The 17,416-nt window shown below is 56.4% G+C and carries 14 protein-coding genes and 1 riboswitch; of the genes, 8 read left to right on the top strand and 6 right to left on the bottom strand.

Annotated elements, in window-relative coordinates; genetic code table 11:
- Window positions 1–10: 10 nt before the first annotated feature.
- The 4 genes from fsa to argE all read right to left on the bottom strand — a co-directional run bounded on the left by fsa (window position 11) and on the right by argE (window position 5,735).
- Window positions 11–673, bottom strand: coding sequence for a fructose-6-phosphate aldolase (fsa, locus tag ACOTZC_RS21385; protein ID WP_023309673.1), 663 nt, complete (start codon window positions 671–673; stop codon window positions 11–13).
- A 128-nt stretch (window positions 674–801) separates the two neighbouring features.
- Window positions 802–1,566, bottom strand: coding sequence for a helix-turn-helix transcriptional regulator (locus ACOTZC_RS21380; protein ID WP_045404254.1), 765 nt, complete (start codon window positions 1,564–1,566; stop codon window positions 802–804).
- A 94-nt stretch (window positions 1,567–1,660) separates the two neighbouring features.
- Window positions 1,661–4,312 (bottom strand): phosphoenolpyruvate carboxylase, encoded by a 2,652-nt coding sequence (gene ppc / locus ACOTZC_RS21375; protein WP_023309665.1) that lies wholly within the window; start codon window positions 4,310–4,312, stop codon window positions 1,661–1,663.
- A 271-nt stretch (window positions 4,313–4,583) separates the two neighbouring features.
- The gene (gene argE / locus ACOTZC_RS21370) at window positions 4,584–5,735 is read right to left on the bottom strand and encodes an acetylornithine deacetylase (RefSeq protein ID WP_045619686.1); all 1,152 of its coding nucleotides are present in this window, start codon (window positions 5,733–5,735) and stop codon (window positions 4,584–4,586) included.
- A gap of 88 nt (window positions 5,736–5,823) precedes the next feature.
- Here argE and argC point away from each other — a divergent pair, with 88 nt between their 5' ends.
- The 4 genes from argC to oxyR all read left to right on the top strand — a co-directional run bounded on the left by argC (window position 5,824) and on the right by oxyR (window position 10,315).
- Window positions 5,824–6,828 carry an N-acetyl-gamma-glutamyl-phosphate reductase gene (gene argC / locus ACOTZC_RS21365; protein ID WP_045619687.1) on the top strand — a complete coding sequence of 335 codons (1,005 nt, stop codon included), beginning with the start codon at window positions 5,824–5,826 and terminating at the stop codon, window positions 6,826–6,828.
- 6 nt (window positions 6,829–6,834) lie between these two features.
- Window positions 6,835–7,611 carry an acetylglutamate kinase gene (gene argB, locus ACOTZC_RS21360; RefSeq protein ID WP_100245666.1) on the top strand — a complete coding sequence of 259 codons (777 nt, stop codon included), beginning with the start codon at window positions 6,835–6,837 and terminating at the stop codon, window positions 7,609–7,611.
- A gap of 74 nt (window positions 7,612–7,685) precedes the next feature.
- Entirely contained in the window at window positions 7,686–9,059 is a 1,374-nt protein-coding gene (gene argH, locus ACOTZC_RS21355; protein ID WP_023309680.1) for an argininosuccinate lyase, read from the top strand.
- Between the two features lie 338 nt (window positions 9,060–9,397).
- Entirely contained in the window at window positions 9,398–10,315 is a 918-nt protein-coding gene (gene oxyR / locus ACOTZC_RS21350) for a DNA-binding transcriptional regulator OxyR (RefSeq protein ID WP_023309664.1), read from the top strand.
- On the opposite strand, the gene sthA is transcribed toward oxyR, so the two are convergent.
- Window positions 10,298–11,698 carry a Si-specific NAD(P)(+) transhydrogenase gene (gene sthA, locus ACOTZC_RS21345; RefSeq protein ID WP_008501785.1) on the bottom strand — a complete coding sequence of 467 codons (1,401 nt, stop codon included), beginning with the start codon at window positions 11,696–11,698 and terminating at the stop codon, window positions 10,298–10,300. The two genes, oxyR and sthA, sit on opposite strands and share 18 nt — an antisense overlap.
- Before the next feature lie 196 nt (window positions 11,699–11,894).
- Here sthA and fabR point away from each other — a divergent pair, with 196 nt between their 5' ends.
- Both fabR and ACOTZC_RS21335 read left to right on the top strand, forming a co-directional pair.
- The gene (fabR, locus tag ACOTZC_RS21340) at window positions 11,895–12,533 is read left to right on the top strand and encodes an HTH-type transcriptional repressor FabR (protein WP_008501784.1); all 639 of its coding nucleotides are present in this window, start codon (window positions 11,895–11,897) and stop codon (window positions 12,531–12,533) included.
- A 9-nt stretch (window positions 12,534–12,542) separates the two neighbouring features.
- Window positions 12,543–12,902: a YijD family membrane protein gene (locus tag ACOTZC_RS21335; RefSeq protein WP_008501783.1), complete on the top strand. Its 360-nt coding sequence runs from the start codon at window positions 12,543–12,545 to the stop codon at window positions 12,900–12,902.
- A gap of 79 nt (window positions 12,903–12,981) precedes the next feature.
- Here ACOTZC_RS21335 and trmA read toward each other — a convergent pair whose 3' ends face one another.
- Entirely contained in the window at window positions 12,982–14,082 is a 1,101-nt protein-coding gene (gene trmA / locus ACOTZC_RS21330) for a tRNA (uridine(54)-C5)-methyltransferase TrmA (protein WP_421636016.1), read from the bottom strand.
- A 104-nt stretch (window positions 14,083–14,186) separates the two neighbouring features.
- Window positions 14,187–14,362, top strand: a riboswitch (cobalamin riboswitch).
- Window positions 14,363–14,428: 66 nt separating this feature from the next.
- Between trmA and btuB the strand changes: the two genes are divergently transcribed.
- Both btuB and murI read left to right on the top strand, forming a co-directional pair.
- Window positions 14,429–16,276 carry a TonB-dependent vitamin B12 receptor BtuB gene (gene btuB, locus ACOTZC_RS21325; RefSeq protein WP_045404257.1) on the top strand — a complete coding sequence of 616 codons (1,848 nt, stop codon included), beginning with the start codon at window positions 14,429–14,431 and terminating at the stop codon, window positions 16,274–16,276.
- The gene (murI, locus tag ACOTZC_RS21320; protein WP_023309660.1) at window positions 16,221–17,072 is read left to right on the top strand and encodes a glutamate racemase; all 852 of its coding nucleotides are present in this window, start codon (window positions 16,221–16,223) and stop codon (window positions 17,070–17,072) included. The genes btuB and murI overlap by 56 nt, the downstream gene beginning before the upstream one ends.
- Window positions 17,073–17,416 lie beyond the last annotated feature (344 nt).

Raw genomic sequence — 17,416 nt, 5'->3', positions numbered from 1 at the left:
CAGTTCTCCCTTAGAGGTTGAGGTTACCAAACGCGTTTTTCCAGTCCTGCTCGAACTTCTCTATGGCTGACTCTACCGCTGGCGTGCCGAGCATTTGTTGCGCTACGTCTAAGGGAAGCGTGATTGCCTCGCATCCCGCCAGCAGGCAGTCCAGCGCCTGCCGCGGCGTTTTGAAGCTGGCGGCCAGCACTTTGCTTTCCGGTGCGTGCAGTTCCAGCAGGGACTGCAGCTCCTGGACCATGCGAATGCCATCACCGCCCTGAGCGTCAACGCGGTTCACATACGGCGCGACATATTTCGCGCCTGCCAGCGCGGCAAGCAAACCTTGTGCCGCGCTATAAACGGCGGTCCCCAGCGTGGTTATACCCTCTTTTTTCAATGCTTTAATCGCGATGAGCCCCTGAGCCGTCACCGGGATTTTCACCACGATGCCGGGGACGGCGTTACTCAAACGTTTTGCCTCCGCTACCATGCCTTCAGCATCGCGGCTCATGGTTTGAGCAAACAGCGTGCCTTCCGGTCCAGTGGCTTTTTGCAGGCGCGGGAGCACGTCCCAGATGGATTCACGGCTGGCGGCAATGATGCTCGGGTTGGTGGTAACGCCCGCAATAGGGAAGATGCGGGCCAGACGTTCAACTTCCGCCACGTTGGCGGTATCCAGATATAGTTCCATTATTTTTCCTTAAGTCAGAAAGGTTGAACAAAGGATAAGGCGCGGGCGAGCAGGGCGGATACAGGCCAATTTTGCCAAATACTGGACAAATGTAATGTCCTTAGCGAAGTGCGAGAGCGATCACAATGCTATTTTTTGGCGGTCAGCTCGCTGTGATACTGGCGACGATATTCGGAAGGAGAGCGTTCGGTGTGCTTGCGAAAGAGACGGCAGAAGTAATTGCTGTCTGTAAACCCACAGCGTGCGGCGATATCTTTGATTTTAAGATCGTAGCCTTTGAGCAGCTGGCGCGCGTGCTCGAGTCGCGTTTGGGTCAGATATTCGTTGAACCCCACGTTGCCAATCTTCTGAAAGAGGTGGGAAAGGTAGTTCGGCGAGACGTAGAACGCCTGCGCGACGGATTCACGGGTTAACGCCGAAGCGTGATGTTCTTCAATGAAGCGGCGAATGGCCTCAAACAGGGCGCGGCTGCGGCTGGCGGTGTGGATATCGCTGCCAAGCAGATCCCGGCAGTGGCTGAGCAAGCTTAATACCACCAGTATCGCGGTCTCTTGCTCATCCGGCTGCATCTGTAATTCGGTTAGCGTCTGCAGAAGAAAAGCACCAGTTCGCGGACCGCGGCGGGCAACCTGGAGCTGCTGCACAAGCGTATTGTCATGCTGTAACTCGATAGTCAGCAGCTGCTTACCGAAATGTATGCTCAGGGCGTTAGACGATGGATGCGTTAAATGTCCAAAGGATGAAAATATCGCCTCACAGGGGGCATCAAGGGTAATGACGAGGCAGGGAGATGTTCGGGAATGCTGTTCAGACTGCGCTGAGAAATGAATCTGGCCCAGCGGTAGCGTGCGGTTTACCAGGTCTGCCAAAATTCGGGTGATATCGGAATGCATGAGAAGACTACCGAAATGTGCCGGGTGGCGCTAACGCTTACCCGGCCTACCAGTCACAGGTCCGGGCAAGCGCGGCGCCGCCGGGCATAGAGTATTAGCCGGTGTTACGCATTCCCGCAGCAACGCCCGCAATCGTCACCATCAGCGCCTGTTCAACGCGCGGATCCGGCTCTTTCCCTTCTTCTTCTGCCAGACGCGAACGGTGCAGCAGCTCTGCCTGCAGGACGTTCAGCGGGTCGGTGTAGATGTTACGCAGCTGAATAGACTCGGCAATCCACGGCAGGTCCGCCATCAGATGTGAGTCGTTGGCGATGTCCAGCACCACTTTGATGTCGCCTTCCAGCAGTTCGCGGAGCTCTTTACCTAGCGCCCACAGCTCTGGTTTCACCAGACGCTGGTCGTAGTATTCCGCCAGCCACAGGTCAGCTTTCGAGAAGACCATCTCCAGCATGCCCAGACGGGTAGAGAAGAACGGCCAGTCGCGGCACATGGTTTCCAGTTCGTTCTGTTTACCGTCTTCCACCACTTTTTGCAGTGCGGCACCGGCACCCAGCCAGGCGGGCAGCATCAGGCGGTTCTGCGTCCAGGCGAAGATCCACGGGATCGCGCGCAGAGACTCTACGCCACCGGTCGGGCGACGCTTCGCAGGACGTGAGCCCAGCGGCAGTTTACCCAGCTCCTGCTCAGGCGTGGCCGAGCGGAAGTAAGGAACGAAATCTTTGTTTTCACGCACGTAGCCGCGGTACAGATCGCAGGAGATATCAGACAGCTCGTCCATGATATGGCACCAGGATGCTTTCGGCTCCGGCGGCGGCAGCAGGTTTGCTTCCAGGATCGCGCTGGTGTAGAGCGACAGGCTGCTGATGGTCACTTCCGGCAGACCGTACTTGAAGCGGATCATCTCGCCCTGCTCGGTGACGCGCAGGCCGCCTTTGAGGCTTCCCGGCGGCTGCGACAGCAGCGCTGCGTGTGCAGGCGCGCCGCCACGGCCAATCGAGCCACCGCGTCCGTGGAACAGGGTCAGCTCAATACCGGCTTTCTCGCAGGTTTTGATCAGTGCGTCCTGCGCCTGATACTGCGCCCAGGATGCCGCCATCACGCCCGCATCTTTCGCGGAGTCGGAATAGCCAATCATCACCATCTGTTTGCCCTGAATAAAGCCGCGGTACCAGTCGATATTCAGCAGCTGGGTCATGACGTCGTTGGCGTTGTTCAGGTCGTCGAGGGTCTCAAACAGCGGGGCGACCGGCAGAGCGTAGTCGATTCCCGCTTCTTTCAGCAGAAGGTGAACGCCCAGCACATCTGACGGGGTCTTCGCCATGGAGATCACATAGGCGGCCACCGATCCTTTCGGCGCGTCCACAATCGCTTTACAGGTGTTGAGTACTTCGCGGGTTTCGTTGCTTGGCTCCCAGTTGCGCGGCAGCAGAGGGCGCTTCGAGTTCAGCTCGCGGATCAGGAAGGCCTGTTTGTCGGCTTCGGACCAGCTTTCATAGTCGCCGATGCCGAGATAGCGGGTCAGCTCGCCCAGGGCTTCGGTATGACGGGTACTTTCCTGACGTACGTCGATACGCACCAGCGGCACGCCGAAACACTTCACACGGCGCAGGGTGTCGAGCAGTTCGCCGTTAGCGATGATGCCCATCCCGCAGGCCTGCAGGGATTTATAACAGGCATACAGCGGCTCCCAGAGCTGTTCGTTCTGGCTGAGCAGACCCTCTGGTTTTGGCAGGCGCTGACCTTTCAGACGCGCTTCCAGCCAGGCCTGAGTGGCCATCAGCTGACCACGCAGTTTCTTCATCAGGAAACGGTACGGCTCGCTGGCGCCTTCTTCTCCGGCCAGCGCGCGCAGTTCCGGCGTCGCTTCAACCATCGACAGCTCGGAGATCAGCACCTGAATGTCTTTCAGGAACAGGTCGGTCGCTTTCCAGCGGCTCAGCAGCAGGACGTGACGGGTGATTTCCGCGGTCACGTTCGGGTTGCCGTCGCGGTCGCCGCCCATCCAGGAGGTGAAGCGGACCGGAACGAAGTCGACCGGCAGGCGGTAGCCGAGGTTCTCTTCCAGCTGTTCGTTCAGCTCGCGCAGGTAGTTAGGCACCCCTTCCCACAGGCTGTTTTCCACCACCGCAAAGCCCCATTTGGCTTCGTCGACCGGGCTTGGACGATGCTTACGAATTTCATCGGTGTGCCAGGATTGGGCAATCAGCTGGCGCAGACGGCGCATCAGCTGGTTACGTTCGTAGTCGGCAATGTCTTTGTTATCCAACTGCTTCAGACAGTTGTTCACTTCCACCATTTTATGGATCAGGGTGCGACGGGTAATTTCAGTGGGGTGTGCGGTCAGCACCAGCTCCAGCGAAAGCGACTCCACCGCTTTTTTAATGGTGGCTTCGTTGAGGTCTGGCTGGTCTTTCAGTTTACGCAGGGTGCGGGCAATGACTTCCGGGTTGCTTGCCGCTTCGCCATTTGGCGAAATGCTGTGGTATTGCTCAGCGGTGTTGGCCAGGTTCAGGAACTGGCTGAATGCGCGTGCAACGGGCAGCAGCTCATCGTTTGAGAGGTTCTGCAAGGTGGTGAGCAGCTCCTGACGACTGGCCTCGTTACCGGCACGGGAAGATTTAGACAGCTTGCGGATGGTTTCAACGCGGTCGAGGATGTTCTCCCCCAACGCGTCTTTGATGGTATCTCCAAGCACTTTGCCGAGCATACTGACATTACTACGCAACGCGGAATATTGTTCGTTCATAAAAACCCAGTCACCCCATCATTTTTGTTTATGCCCAGGCGAAAATTTTCTGGACATTATTTTGTCATCTCCCTTTATAAAGCCACGTAAAACCCCCGTCGTCAATTGCTGCGAAAACGGTTCAGCAAACGAATAAATGCGGGCAATTTACGAAATTTAATTCGCATTGCGTCAGATAAGAGATGCTTATGGGAATGTGACGGAGATCATGCGATTTGTTGCCCTCATCCTAACCCTCTCCCACTGGGAGAGGGGACTCTTCGGTGCGGTTTTAATGCCAGCAGAAGTGATGCACAACCTGGGTAATCAGTTCGCGGGTTGGCTTGATGAAGCGGGTTTCCAGATATTCATCCGGCTGGTGGGCCTGGTTGATGGAACCGGGGCCCAGGACCAGCGTAGGGCAAAGCGTCTGAATAAACGGCGCTTCGGTGCAGTAGTTCACCACGTCGGTTTTCTCACCGAGCAGCTTTTCCACCACCTCAACCAGCTGATGGTCCGGCGGGCATTCGTAACCCGGGATCGGCGGATGCAGTTCGGAGACCGTCAGGCGGCCCGGCCAGCGCTCGCTCACCGGAGCCAGCGCTTCATTCAGCAGGCCGTCGAGATCGCTGAGGGTCATGCCCGGCAGCGGGCGAATGTCCATATGCAGTTCGCAGCAGGCGCAGATGCGGTTCGAGGCATCGCCGCCGTGCAGGCTGCCGAGGTTCAGGGTCGGATACGGCACGGTGAACGCGTCGTAGTGGTAGCGCTCTTTCAGATCGTCGCGCAGGGTCATGATACGGCCGATGGCGTCATGCATCAGCTCAATGGCGTTCACGCCGCGCGCCGGATCGCTGGAGTGGCCGGACTGGCCCAGCACGCGCACGGCCGTAGAAATATGGCCTTTGTGCGCGCGGATCGGCTGCAGAGACGTCGGCTCGCCGATGATCGCGCAGTCCGGGCGAATCGACGTGTTTTCAGAGAAGTAGCGCGCGCCCGCCATGCTGGTTTCTTCATCGGCGGTCGCCAGAATGTAGAGCGGTTTTTTAAGGTTCGTCACGTCCACGTCACGCAGCGCGTCGAGGATAAAGGCGAAGAAGCCTTTCATGTCGGCGGTGCCGAGACCATAGAGCTTGTTGTCGTGCTCGGTCAGGGTGAACGGATCGCGCGTCCAGCGGCCGTCGTCAAACGGCACCGTATCTGTATGACCGGCCAGCAGCAGGCCGCCCGCACCGGTTCCGGTGCTGGCGAGCAGGTTAAATTTGTGGCGGGTTCCGGGGACGGGCTGAACCTCAACGTTAAACCCAAGATCGCTAAACCAACCCGCCAGCAGATTGATTAAAGACTCATTGCTCTGATCCAGCGCTTCTTCCGTTGCGCTGATGGACGGTGTGGCAATCAGGGCGCGGTAGATCTCGATAAATGGCGGTAAGTTCATTTTCATTGTTGACACACCTTAGGTCGTGATAGTATCAATATTCATGCAATAAATGTGAATAAAAATACACTAACGTTGAGCATAAAGGAACCCGATGTTGAATACGCTGATTGTAGGCGCTAGCGGTTATGCGGGCGCAGAGCTTGTAAGCTACGTGAATCGCCATCCACATATGACCATAACCGCTTTGACCGTGTCAGCGCAAAGCAATGATGCAGGAAAGTTAATTTCCGATTTGCATCCGCAGCTTAAGGGCATTGTCGATCTGCCGCTGCAGCCCATGTCTGACATCAGCGAGTTTACCGACGGCGTCGACGTGGTGTTTTTAGCCACCGCGCACGAGGTCAGCCACGACCTGGCGCCGCAGTTCCTGGCGGCCGGCTGCGTGGTCTTCGACCTTTCCGGAGCGTTCCGCGTGAACGACGGTGCGTTTTACGAAAAATATTACGGCTTCACCCATCAGCATCCGGATCTGCTGGAAAAAGCGGTGTACGGCCTGGCGGAGTGGAGCGCAGACAAACTGAAAGAAGCGGACCTGATTGCCGTTCCGGGCTGCTACCCGACGGCGGCGCAGCTTTCCCTGAAGCCGCTGATCGACGCGGGCCTGCTGGATCTGAGCCAGTGGCCGGTGATCAACGCCACCAGCGGCGTGAGCGGCGCAGGCCGCAAGGCGGCTATCTCCAACAGCTTCTGCGAAGTGAGCCTTCAGCCGTATGGCGTGTTTAATCACCGTCATCACCCTGAAATCACGACGCATCTGGGCGCGGACGTTATTTTCACCCCGCACCTGGGCAGCTTCCCGCGTGGGATCCTCGAAACCATTACCTGTCGCCTGAAGCCGGGCGTGACCAAAGAGCAGGTGAACGAGGCCTTCACGCAGGCGTATTCGGATAAACCGCTGGTGCGCCTGTACGATAAAGGCGTGCCGGCGCTGAAAAACGTGGTCGGCCTGCCGTTCTGCGACATCGGCTTTGCCGTGCAGGGCGAGCATCTGATTGTGGTCGCCGCGGAAGATAACTTACTCAAAGGCGCTGCCGCACAGGCAATGCAGTGTGCAAATATTCGTTTCGGCTTCCCTGAAACGCAGGCTCTTATTTAAGGTGTGATGATGAACCCATTAATTATCAAACTCGGTGGTGTACTGCTGGACAGCGAAGAAGCGCTGGAGCGTCTGTTTACCGCGCTGGTGAACTATCGCGAATCACACCAGCGTCCGCTGGTGATTGTGCACGGCGGCGGCTGCGTGGTGGACGAGCTGATGAAAGGGCTCAACCTGCCGGTGAAAAAGAAGAACGGCCTGCGCGTCACGCCTGCCGATCAGATTGACATCATTACCGGCGCGCTGGCGGGCACGGCGAACAAAACGCTGCTGGCGTGGGCGAAGAAACACCACATCGCGTCCGTGGGCCTCTATCTGGGCGATGGCGACAGCGTAAAAGTGACCCAGCTCGACGAAGAGCTCGGTCACGTTGGACTGGCGCAGCCAGGTTCGCCTAAGCTGATTAACACGCTGCTGGAAGGGGGTTTCCTGCCGGTGGTGAGCTCTATCGGCGTGACCGAAGAGGGCGATCTGATGAACGTCAACGCTGACCAGGCGGCGACGGCACTGGCGGCAACGCTGGGCGCGGATCTGATCCTGCTTTCCGACGTGAGCGGCATTCTGGACGGCAAAGGCCAGCGCATTGCGGAAATGACGGCTGAGAAAGCCGAGCAGCTGATTGCCCAGGGTATTATTACCGACGGCATGATCGTCAAAGTGAACGCCGCGCTGGATGCCGCACGCACGCTGGGCCGCCCGGTGGATATCGCCTCCTGGCGCCACGCGGAACAACTGCCTGCGCTGTTCAACGGCACGCCGATTGGCACGCGTATTTTAGCGTAAGTTTTTATTGAATGACCGTAGGCCGGGTAAGCGAAGCGCCACCCGGCAGAACTAACGAATAAAGGAATCATGTTATGGCACTTTGGGGTGGGCGTTTTACACAGGCAGCGGATCAGCGGTTCAAACAGTTCAACGACTCTTTGCGCTTCGACTACCGCCTGGCCGAACAGGATATTGTCGGCTCTGTGGCCTGGTCCAAAGCGCTGGTGACGGTGGGCGTACTGACCGCAGACGAACAATTACGGCTGGAAGAGGCGCTGAACAATCTGCTGGAAGAGGTACGTCTTAATCCGCAGCAGATCCTCGAAAGCGATGCTGAAGATATTCACAGCTGGGTGGAAGGCAAGCTTATCGACAAAGTCGGCCAGCTGGGTAAAAAGCTGCATACCGGCCGCAGCCGTAACGACCAGGTCGCCACCGATCTGAAGCTGTGGTGTAAAGATACCGTTGGCGAACTGCTGGCGGCTAACCGTCAGCTGCAGAGCGCGCTGGTGGAGACCGCGCAGAACAACCAGGACGCGGTGATGCCGGGTTATACCCACCTGCAGCGCGCGCAGCCGGTGACCTTCGCACACTGGTGTCTGGCCTACGTCGAGATGCTGGCGCGTGACGAAAGCCGTCTTCAGGATACCCTGAAACGTCTGGACGTCAGCCCGCTGGGCAGTGGCGCGCTGGCCGGTACGGCGTATGAAATCGACCGTGAGCAGCTGGCAGGCTGGCTGGGCTTTGCCTCCGCCACCCGTAACAGCCTGGACAGCGTGTCCGACCGCGACCACGTGCTGGAGCTGCTATCCAATGCGTCTATCGGAATGGTGCACCTTTCGCGCTTTGCCGAAGACCTAATCTTCTTTAACTCTGGCGAAGCGGGCTTCGTCGAGCTGTCTGACCGCGTGACCTCAGGCTCATCCCTGATGCCGCAGAAGAAAAACCCGGACGCGCTTGAGCTGATCCGCGGCAAATGTGGCCGCGTGCAGGGCGCGCTGACCGGCATGATGATGACCCTGAAAGGGCTGCCGCTGGCGTACAACAAAGACATGCAGGAAGACAAAGAAGGGCTGTTCGACGCGCTCGACACCTGGCTGGACTGTCTGCATATGGGCGCGCTGGTGCTGGACGGCATTCAGGTGAAACGTCCGCGCTGCCAGGAAGCGGCTCAGCAGGGCTATGCGAACTCTACCGAACTGGCGGATTATCTGGTGGCGAAAGGCGTACCGTTCCGTGAAGCGCACCATATTGTGGGTGAAGCGGTGGTGGAAGCCATTCGTCAGGGTAAACCGCTGGAAGATCTGGCGCTGGCCGACCTGCAGAAGTTCAGCGCGGTTATCGGGGATGATGTGTATCCGATCCTTGCGCTGCAGTCTTGCCTGGATAAACGTGCCGCGAAAGGCGGCGTGTCGCCTAAGCAGGTGGCGCAGGCGATAGCGGATGCGAAAAACCGGTTGGTTTGATTTGGTTTGAACAGTGCGGGCTGGTGCCCTCACCCCGGCCCTCTCCCACGGGGAGAGGGAGCAAACACTAAAAATGGCAGCTTCGGTTGCCATTTTGCTTTTATCTGCGGGTTTTTTTTACGCAAAAAAAAAGCGGACCACGGGGTCCGCAAAAGTTCACGTTGGCTTTAGTTGTTCGAGTTTTGAGAGAAACTCGCTGACGGAGCGGGGACGTCAAGGGTCAAACACGTGCCGCCTCGTCTATGTGGTGTATTATTCAACAGAATGCTTGATAGGGATAATCGTTCGTTGCTATGCTATCTATCGCCATGAACTATCGTGGCGACGGAGGATGAATAATGAATATTCGTGATCTTGAATACCTGGTAGCGTTAGCCGAGCATCGTCACTTTCGCCGCGCGGCAGACTCCTGCCACGTCAGCCAGCCCACGCTGAGCGGTCAGATCCGCAAGCTGGAAGACGAGCTGGGCGTGATGCTGCTGGAGCGCACCAGTCGTAAGGTTCTGTTCACACAGGCAGGTCTGCTGCTGGTGGATCAGGCGCGCACAGTGCTGCGCGAGGTCAAAGTGCTCAAGGAAATGGCAAGCCAGCAGGGGGAGGCGATGTCCGGCCCGCTGCATATTGGCCTGATCCCAACCGTTGGCCCGTACCTGTTGCCGCACATCATTCCGATGCTGCACCAGACGTTCCCGAAACTCGAAATGTACCTGCATGAAGCGCAGACCCATCAGCTGCTGGCGCAGTTAGACAGCGGCAAGCTCGACTGCGCCATTCTGGCGCTGGTGAAAGAGAGTGAAGCCTTTATTGAAGTGCCGCTGTTCGATGAGCCGATGATGCTGGCGATCTATGAAGATCACCCGTGGGCGAACCGCGATCGCGTACCGATGGCCGATCTGGCCGGTGAAAAGCTGCTGATGCTGGAAGATGGCCACTGCCTGCGCGATCAGGCGATGGGCTTTTGCTTTGAAGCGGGTGCGGATGAAGATACCCATTTCCGCGCAACCAGCCTGGAAACGCTGCGTAATATGGTCGCGGCGGGAAGCGGTATTACGCTGCTGCCTGCGCTGGCCGTGCCGCGCGAGCGTAAACGTGATGGCGTGGTTTATCTGCCGTGCATTAAGCCGGAGCCGCGTCGCACTATCGGCCTGGTGTATCGTCCGGGTTCACCGCTGCGCAGCCGCTATGAGCAGCTGGCAGAGGCCATCCGTGGTTCGATGGATGGCCATTTCGACAGCGCGTTAAAACAGGCGGTTTAAGCCGTTCAGCGCAGCTACCCGATAGGCTTCCGCCATGGTCGGGTAGTTAAAGGTGGTGTTAACGAAGTACTCAATGGTGTTACCACCGCCTTTCTGCTCCATTATCGCCTGGCCGATATGAATGATTTCCGCCGCGCGTTCACCAAAGCAGTGAATGCCGAGGATCTCTTTGGTCTCGCGATGGAACAGTATCTTCAGCGTTCCCACGCTCATCCCCACGATTTGCGCCCGCGCCAGATGTTTAAACTGGGCGCGACCCACCTCGTAAGGCACCTTCATTGACGTCAGCTGCTGTTCGGTTTTGCCGACAGAACTGATTTCCGGGATGGTATAGATGCCCGTCGGAATATCTTCGATCAGGTGCGCCGTCGCTTCGCCTTTTACCAGCGCCTGTGCGGCAATGCGTCCCTGGTCGTAAGCGGCTGAGGCCAGGCTTGGGTAGCCAATCACGTCGCCGACTGCGTAAACGTGCGGCAGGGCGGTCTGATACATGCTGTTGACCTTCAGCTGACCGCGGCTGTCGGTTTCAAGCCCGATATTTTCCAGCTGCAGTGAATCGGTGTTGCCGGTACGACCGTTGGCGTAGAGCAGGCAGTCTGCTTTCAGCTTCTTACCGGACTTCAGGTGCATGATCACCCCGTCGTCACAGCCCTCAATCTTCTCGTACTCTTCGTTGTGGCGAATCACCACGCCGCTGTTCCAGAAGTGGTAGGAGAGGGAGTCCGACATCTCCTGATCGAGGAACGCCAGGAGGCGGTCACGGGTGTTGATCAGGTCAACTTTGACGTCCATTCCGCGGAAGATCGACGCATATTCACAACCAATGACCCCTGCGCCATAGATAATGACGTGGCGGGGTTCATGGTGCAGGCTCAGAATCGAGTCGCTGTCGTAAACGCGCGGGTGCGAGAAGTCCACGTCGGCCGGATGGTAAGGGCGTGAGCCGCAGGCGATAACAAATTTTTCAGCCGTGATGGTTTCAACCGAACCGTCGTGGCATTCGAGTGCCAGGGTGTGTTCATCCACAAAATGCGCATTGCCCTGCAAAATTTCACAGTGGTTACGCTCATAAAATCCCTGACGCATGCGTGTCTGCTGGTTAATAACGGTATCCGCATGATTCAGGATGTCAGCAAAGGATGAACGAAGAAGTCGGGAGTGGTCGCTGTAAAGAGGGTTCTGGTTAAATTCGATAATGCGGCTAACGGCGTGGCGGAGGGCTTTCGAAGGGATGGTGCCCCAGTGGGTGCAACCGCCGCCGACATTATGGTAGCGCTCGATGACCGCTACTCTGGCTCCCTGTTTCACCAGACCCATAGCAGCACCTTCGCCGCCGGGGCCGGAACCAATAACTATTGCGTCGTAATCGTAGGAATGTGGCATGGTAAGGCTTACCTGTTCTTATACATAAAAGCAACAGAATCATAACATCATTGCCAGGGTAACCCAATTATCGTTGTGCTTTTTTCGGGCAGTGGAGCACAAACCGCACGTAAACAATCATTCACAAAGCCAGGCAAACAGATTAATTTTATTCTCTGGTATAGTGCCATCAGGCCTTTGGAAGGATTCAACTATCGTGATGGGCGTAAGAGCACAACAAAAAGAGAAAACCCGGCGTTCGCTGGTGGAAGCCGCATTCAGTCAACTGAGTGCTGAGCGAAGTTTTGCCAGTTTGAGCCTGCGCGAAGTCGCACGCGAGGCCGGGATTGCGCCAACGTCCTTCTATCGTCATTTCCGTGATGTGGATGAACTGGGCCTGACCATGGTCGACGAGAGCGGCCTGATGCTGCGCCAGCTGATGCGCCAGGCGCGTCAGCGTATCGCCAAAGGGGGCAGCGTGATCCGCACCTCCGTATCGACCTTTATGGAATTTATCGGCAATAACCCCAACGCGTTTCGTCTGCTTCTGCGCGAGCGTTCGGGCACATCGGCGGCGTTTCGTGCCGCCGTCGCGCGTGAAATTCAGCACTTCATCGCGGAACTTGCCGACTATCTTGAACTCGAAAACCATATGCCGCGCGCGTTTACTGAAGCACAGGCTGAGGCGATGGTGACGATTGTTTTCAGCGCGGGTGCCGAAGCGCTGGATGTCAGCATTGAACAACGCAAGCAGCTTGAAGAGCGGCTGGTATTGCAGCTCAGGATGATCTCCAAAGGCGCGTACTACTGGTATCGCCGTGAACAAGAGAAACTGGCACATCAAACCGAAGAGTGAAGGTGAGTAATGAAACAGTCAGGTCAGGATAAAGGGACGCTGTTGCTGGCATTGATCGCTGGCTTATCCATTAATGGTACGTTTGCCGCTATTTTTAGCTCAATCGTTCCATTTTCGATTTTCCCGCTTATTGCGCTGGTGCTGACGGTTTACTGCCTGCATCAACGTTACCTGAACCGCACCATGCCGGTGGGGTTACCGGGGCTGGCCGCTGCCTGCTTTATTCTGGGCGTATTGCTGTATAGCACCGTTGTTCGCGCGGAGTATCCGGATATCGGCTCTAACTTCTTCCCTGCGGTACTGTCTGTGGCGCTGGTGTTCTGGATTGGCTCGCGCATGCGTAGCCGTAAGAGCCAGTTACCAGAGTAATGAATTATTTGTAGGGCAGGTAAGCGAAGCGCCACCTGCCAAAAACGCCGGATGGCGCTACGCTTATCCGGCCTACAGATCACCGTGCGGTAAGTAAAACGCCGCACTCCATATGGTGCGTATACGGGAACTGATCGAACAGCGCCAGACGTTCAACCTTGTGCGTCTGGCCTAATGTTTCGAGGTTCTTGCACAGCGTCTCCGGGTTACAGGAGATGTACAAAATACGCGGGTACGCCTGCACCATCTTCTCGGTTTCGCTGTCCAGGCCACTGCGCGGCGGGTCGACAAAAATCGTCTCACACTGGTAGCTCTTGAGATCGATCCCTTCCAGGCGGTTAAACTGGCGTACGCCGTTCATGGCCTGCGTGAACTCTTCTGCGGCCATACGAATGATCTGCACGTTGTCGATATGGTTGGCGGCAATGTTGTACTGCGCGGCTGCCACCGACGGCTTTGCGATTTCCGTTGCCAGCACGCGATCGAAGTTACGCGCCAGCGCCAGCGAGAAGTTGCCGTTACCGCAGTAAAGCTCCAGCAGATCGCCCGTTGACCCTTCCGTCGCCTTCAGCGCCCACTCCAGCATCTGCACGTTCATCGCGGCGTTCGGCTGGGTGAAGCTGTTCTCTACCTGACGATACACCATCTCTTTACCTGCCACCGGCAGGCGCTCGTCGATGTAGTCCTGATCCAGCATGATTTTGGTTTTGGTCGCGCGGCCAACCAGGTGAACGTTGATGTTCTGCGCGCGCAGCGCATCGCGCAGCGCTTCTGCCTGCTCGCGCCACTCGTCGTTAAGCGCTTTGTGATACAGCAGAGAGACAATCGCCTGATTGCTTTGCGTGGTCAGATAGTCAATCTGGAACAGCTTGTTACGCAGTACCGGATTGTTGCGTACGCCGTCCATCATCAGCGTCATCAACTGGTTAATGAGCTCGCTCGCCGCCGGAAAGCTGTCCACGCGGATACGGGATTTCGTCTGCTGATCGAAAATGATGTGGTACAGGTCGTCGCCGTCGTGCCAGATGCGGAATTCGGCGCGCATGCGGTAGTGGCTGACGGGAGAGCGGAACACCTCGGGAACGGGCGCGTTGAAAGGCGTCATCATACTTTGCAGGCGGACGACTTTCTCTGCCAGCTGCGCGTCGTACTGTTCTGTCGGGAGGTGTTCTGGGGTCATGATGCGTCCTGAGTGATAAAGAATTACGCGGGGATTGTAGGCATTGTTCAGGGGATGTCCAGATTTAATGGGCAATAGCTGTCTGGACATCCATACGTGTCTAATTGTAGCATTCTGTTTCCGGTCTCCTGAGAGTGAAAAGGGAATCCAGTGTAAATCTGGAGCTGACGCGCAGCGGTAAAGTCTGGCGGGATGAGCGTTGTAGACACTGTGAAAATGGGAAGTCTTCATCCTTATATAGCCACCTAGCCCGAAGACCTGCCGGGATCACGTCGCATTTGGTTTCATCATCGCGTGCTATCGATGAGGCCTGCGGCATCCTTCTTATATTGTGGATGCTTTAACAATGATTAAAAAAGTATCGCTGTTGACGGCGTTGTCCGTCACGGCATTTTCGGGCTGGGCGCAGGATAGCGCCGACTCGTTGGTGGTGACGGCAAATCGTTTTGAACAACCTGAAAAAACTATTCTGGCTGCAACCTCCGTTGTTACGCGTGCCGATATTGACCGTTGGCAATCAACCTCAGTCCTGGATGTTATGCGTCGCCTGCCCGGCGTGGATACGGCGCAAAGTGGCGGGATGGGGCAACTCTCTTCTCTCTTTATACGTGGCACCAACTCCAGCCACGTCCTGATCCTGGTTGATGGGATCCGCCTTAACCAGGCGGGCGTCACGGGGTCATCCGATCTCAGCCAGTTCCCGATCTCCCTGGTGCAGCGTATCGAATATGTTCGTGGACCGCGTTCGGCGGTATACGGCTCGGACGCGATCGGCGGAGTCGTAAACATTATTACCACTCGCGCGAAGGACGGTACCACGCTGAATGCAGGTGCAGGGTCGCATGGTTACCAGAATTATGGCGGCAGTACTCAGCAAACATTGGGCGACAGCACGCGCGTCACGCTTGCGGGTGATTACACCTATACCAAAGGGTTTGATGTGGTTGCGGACGGCAACAATGGTGGCTTTGCCCAGACCGATCGCGACGGCTTTATGAATAAAACGCTCTATGGTGCACTGGATCACGCATTCTCGGAGCAGTGGAGCGGATTTGTTCGCGGCTTTGGCTACAGCAACCGTACTGCCTACGACGGTTACTACAGCTCATTTACCCCCGATGTACTGGTCGATACCCGCCAGCTCTATAGTCAGACCTGGGATGCAGGATTGCGCTTCAATGATGACATCTTCCATTCACAGCTGCTCACCAGCTATAGTCACAGCAAGGACTATAACTACGACCCAAATTTGGGCCGCTACGATTCGACAGCCACACTGGATGAAATCAAACAGTACAACGTCCAGTGGCTGAACTCCGTTGATGTTGGCCATGGAAACATTGGCGCGGGCGTTGACTGGCAGAAGCAGAGCACCGAGCCGGGTACAAACTACGTGACCAACGGCTACGACCTGCGTAACACCGGCGTTTACCTGACCGGGCTGCAGCAGTTTGGTGACTTCACTCTGGAAGGAGCGGTTCGCAGCGATGACAACTCTCAGTTCGGCCGCCATGGCACCTGGCAAAGTAGTGCGGCCTGGGAGTTCGTGGAGGGTTACCGCTTCGTTGCTTCTTATGGTACGGCCTATAAGGCTCCGAATCTGGGTCAGCTCTATGGTTTCTATGGCAATGACCATCTTGATCCAGAAGAGAGTAAGCAGTGGGAAGGTGCGTTTGAAGGCCTGACGGCGGGCGTGAGCTGGCGCGTCTCCGGCTACCGTAATGACGTCGATAATCTCATCGACTTCGATAATAACCTTCAGCAATATTACAACGTTGGTAAAGCGCGCATTAAAGGTGTGGAAGCGACAGCATCGTTTGATACGGGCCCGTTGACGCATACTGTAGGCTACGACTATGTGGATGCCCGCAATGCCGCAACCAACGAACTTCTGGACCGTCGTGCTAAGCAGCAGGTGAAATATCAGCTCGACACGCAGATCTATGATTTCGACTGGAGCCTGACTTATCACTATCTCGGTACGCGTTACGACACTGACTTTGGTGCTTATCCGTCTGAGAAAGTAAAAATGGGTGGTGTCAGCCTGTGGGATGTCGCAGTTTCGTATCCTGTCACCTCACATCTCACAGTTCGTGGTAAAATAGCCAACCTGTTCGATAAAGATTACGAGACAGTTTATGGCTACCAAACTGCAGGACGGGAATACACCTTGTCTGGCAGCTACACCTTCTAATCCGCGTCCCACCGTGCTGGTGTTTGATTCCGGCGTCGGTGGGCTTTCGGTCTATGATGAGATTCGGCATCTCCTGCCGGATCTCCATTACATCTACGCCTTCGATAACGTCGCTTTCCCGTATGGGGAAAAGAGCGAAGATTTTATTGTTGAGCGTGTGGTTGAAATCGTCACCGCTGTACAAAAGCGCTATCCCCTTGCGCTGGCCGTCATCGCCTGTAATACGGCAAGCACCGTTTCTCTTCCCGCCCTGCGTGAAAAATTCCAGTTCCCGGTTGTGGGCGTTGTTCCTGCGATAAAGCCTGCCGCGCGCCTGACGGCGAACGGCATTGTGGGTTTGCTGGCAACGCGAGGCACGGTAAAGCGTCCTTATACCCGCGAGCTGATCGACCGTTTTGCCAACGAATGCCAGATTGCGATGCTGGGTTCGGCTGAGCTGGTGGAGATGGCTGAAGCGAAGCTGCATGGAAAAGCGGTATCACTCGACGAGCTGCGTCGTATTCTTCGTCCGTGGCTGCGGATGCCCGAACCTCCGGATACCGTTGTGCTGGGCTGCACCCACTTCCCGCTATTACAGGAAGAGTTATTAGAGGTATTGCCGGAGGGGACGCGCCTGGTGGATTCCGGCGCGGCTATCGCCCGTCGTACGGCCTGGCTACTGGAGCATGAAGCGCCGGATGCGAAATCTACCGATGCGAATATCGCGTTTTGTATGGCCATCACGAAAGAGACTGAGCAACTTTTACCCGTTTTACGCCGTTATGGCTTTGAAACGCTCGAAAAACTGGCGCTGTAGCACGGTTTTGAGCAAAAAAGAGACGGTTGAAAGTTTTTTTTAAAAGAGGGGTTGTCAACGTCTGAGAACTCCCTATAATGCGCCTCCACTGACACGGAACAACGGCTTACAGGCCGCCGGGTTAGCGGGGTTCAGAGATGAACGCCGGCAGAGAAAAGCAAAAATAATCGCTTGACTCTGAATGAGGAAAACGTAATATACGGGACCTCGCAACGGTGAGCTTAACGCCGCGTTGCAACTGCTCTTTAACAATTTATCAGACAATCTGTGTGGGCACTCAAAGTGACATGGATTCTTAATGTCTTCGGACAATAAATGAATACCAAGTCTCTGAGTGAACATAC

The sequence above is a fragment of the Enterobacter cloacae complex sp. SHL009 genome, assembly GCF_049237205.1.
GTDB lineage: Bacteria > Pseudomonadota > Gammaproteobacteria > Enterobacterales > Enterobacteriaceae > Enterobacter > Enterobacter cloacae_M.
The sequence above is the reverse complement of the archived record's forward strand: the minus strand, read 5'-3'. Positions and strand labels throughout refer to the sequence as shown.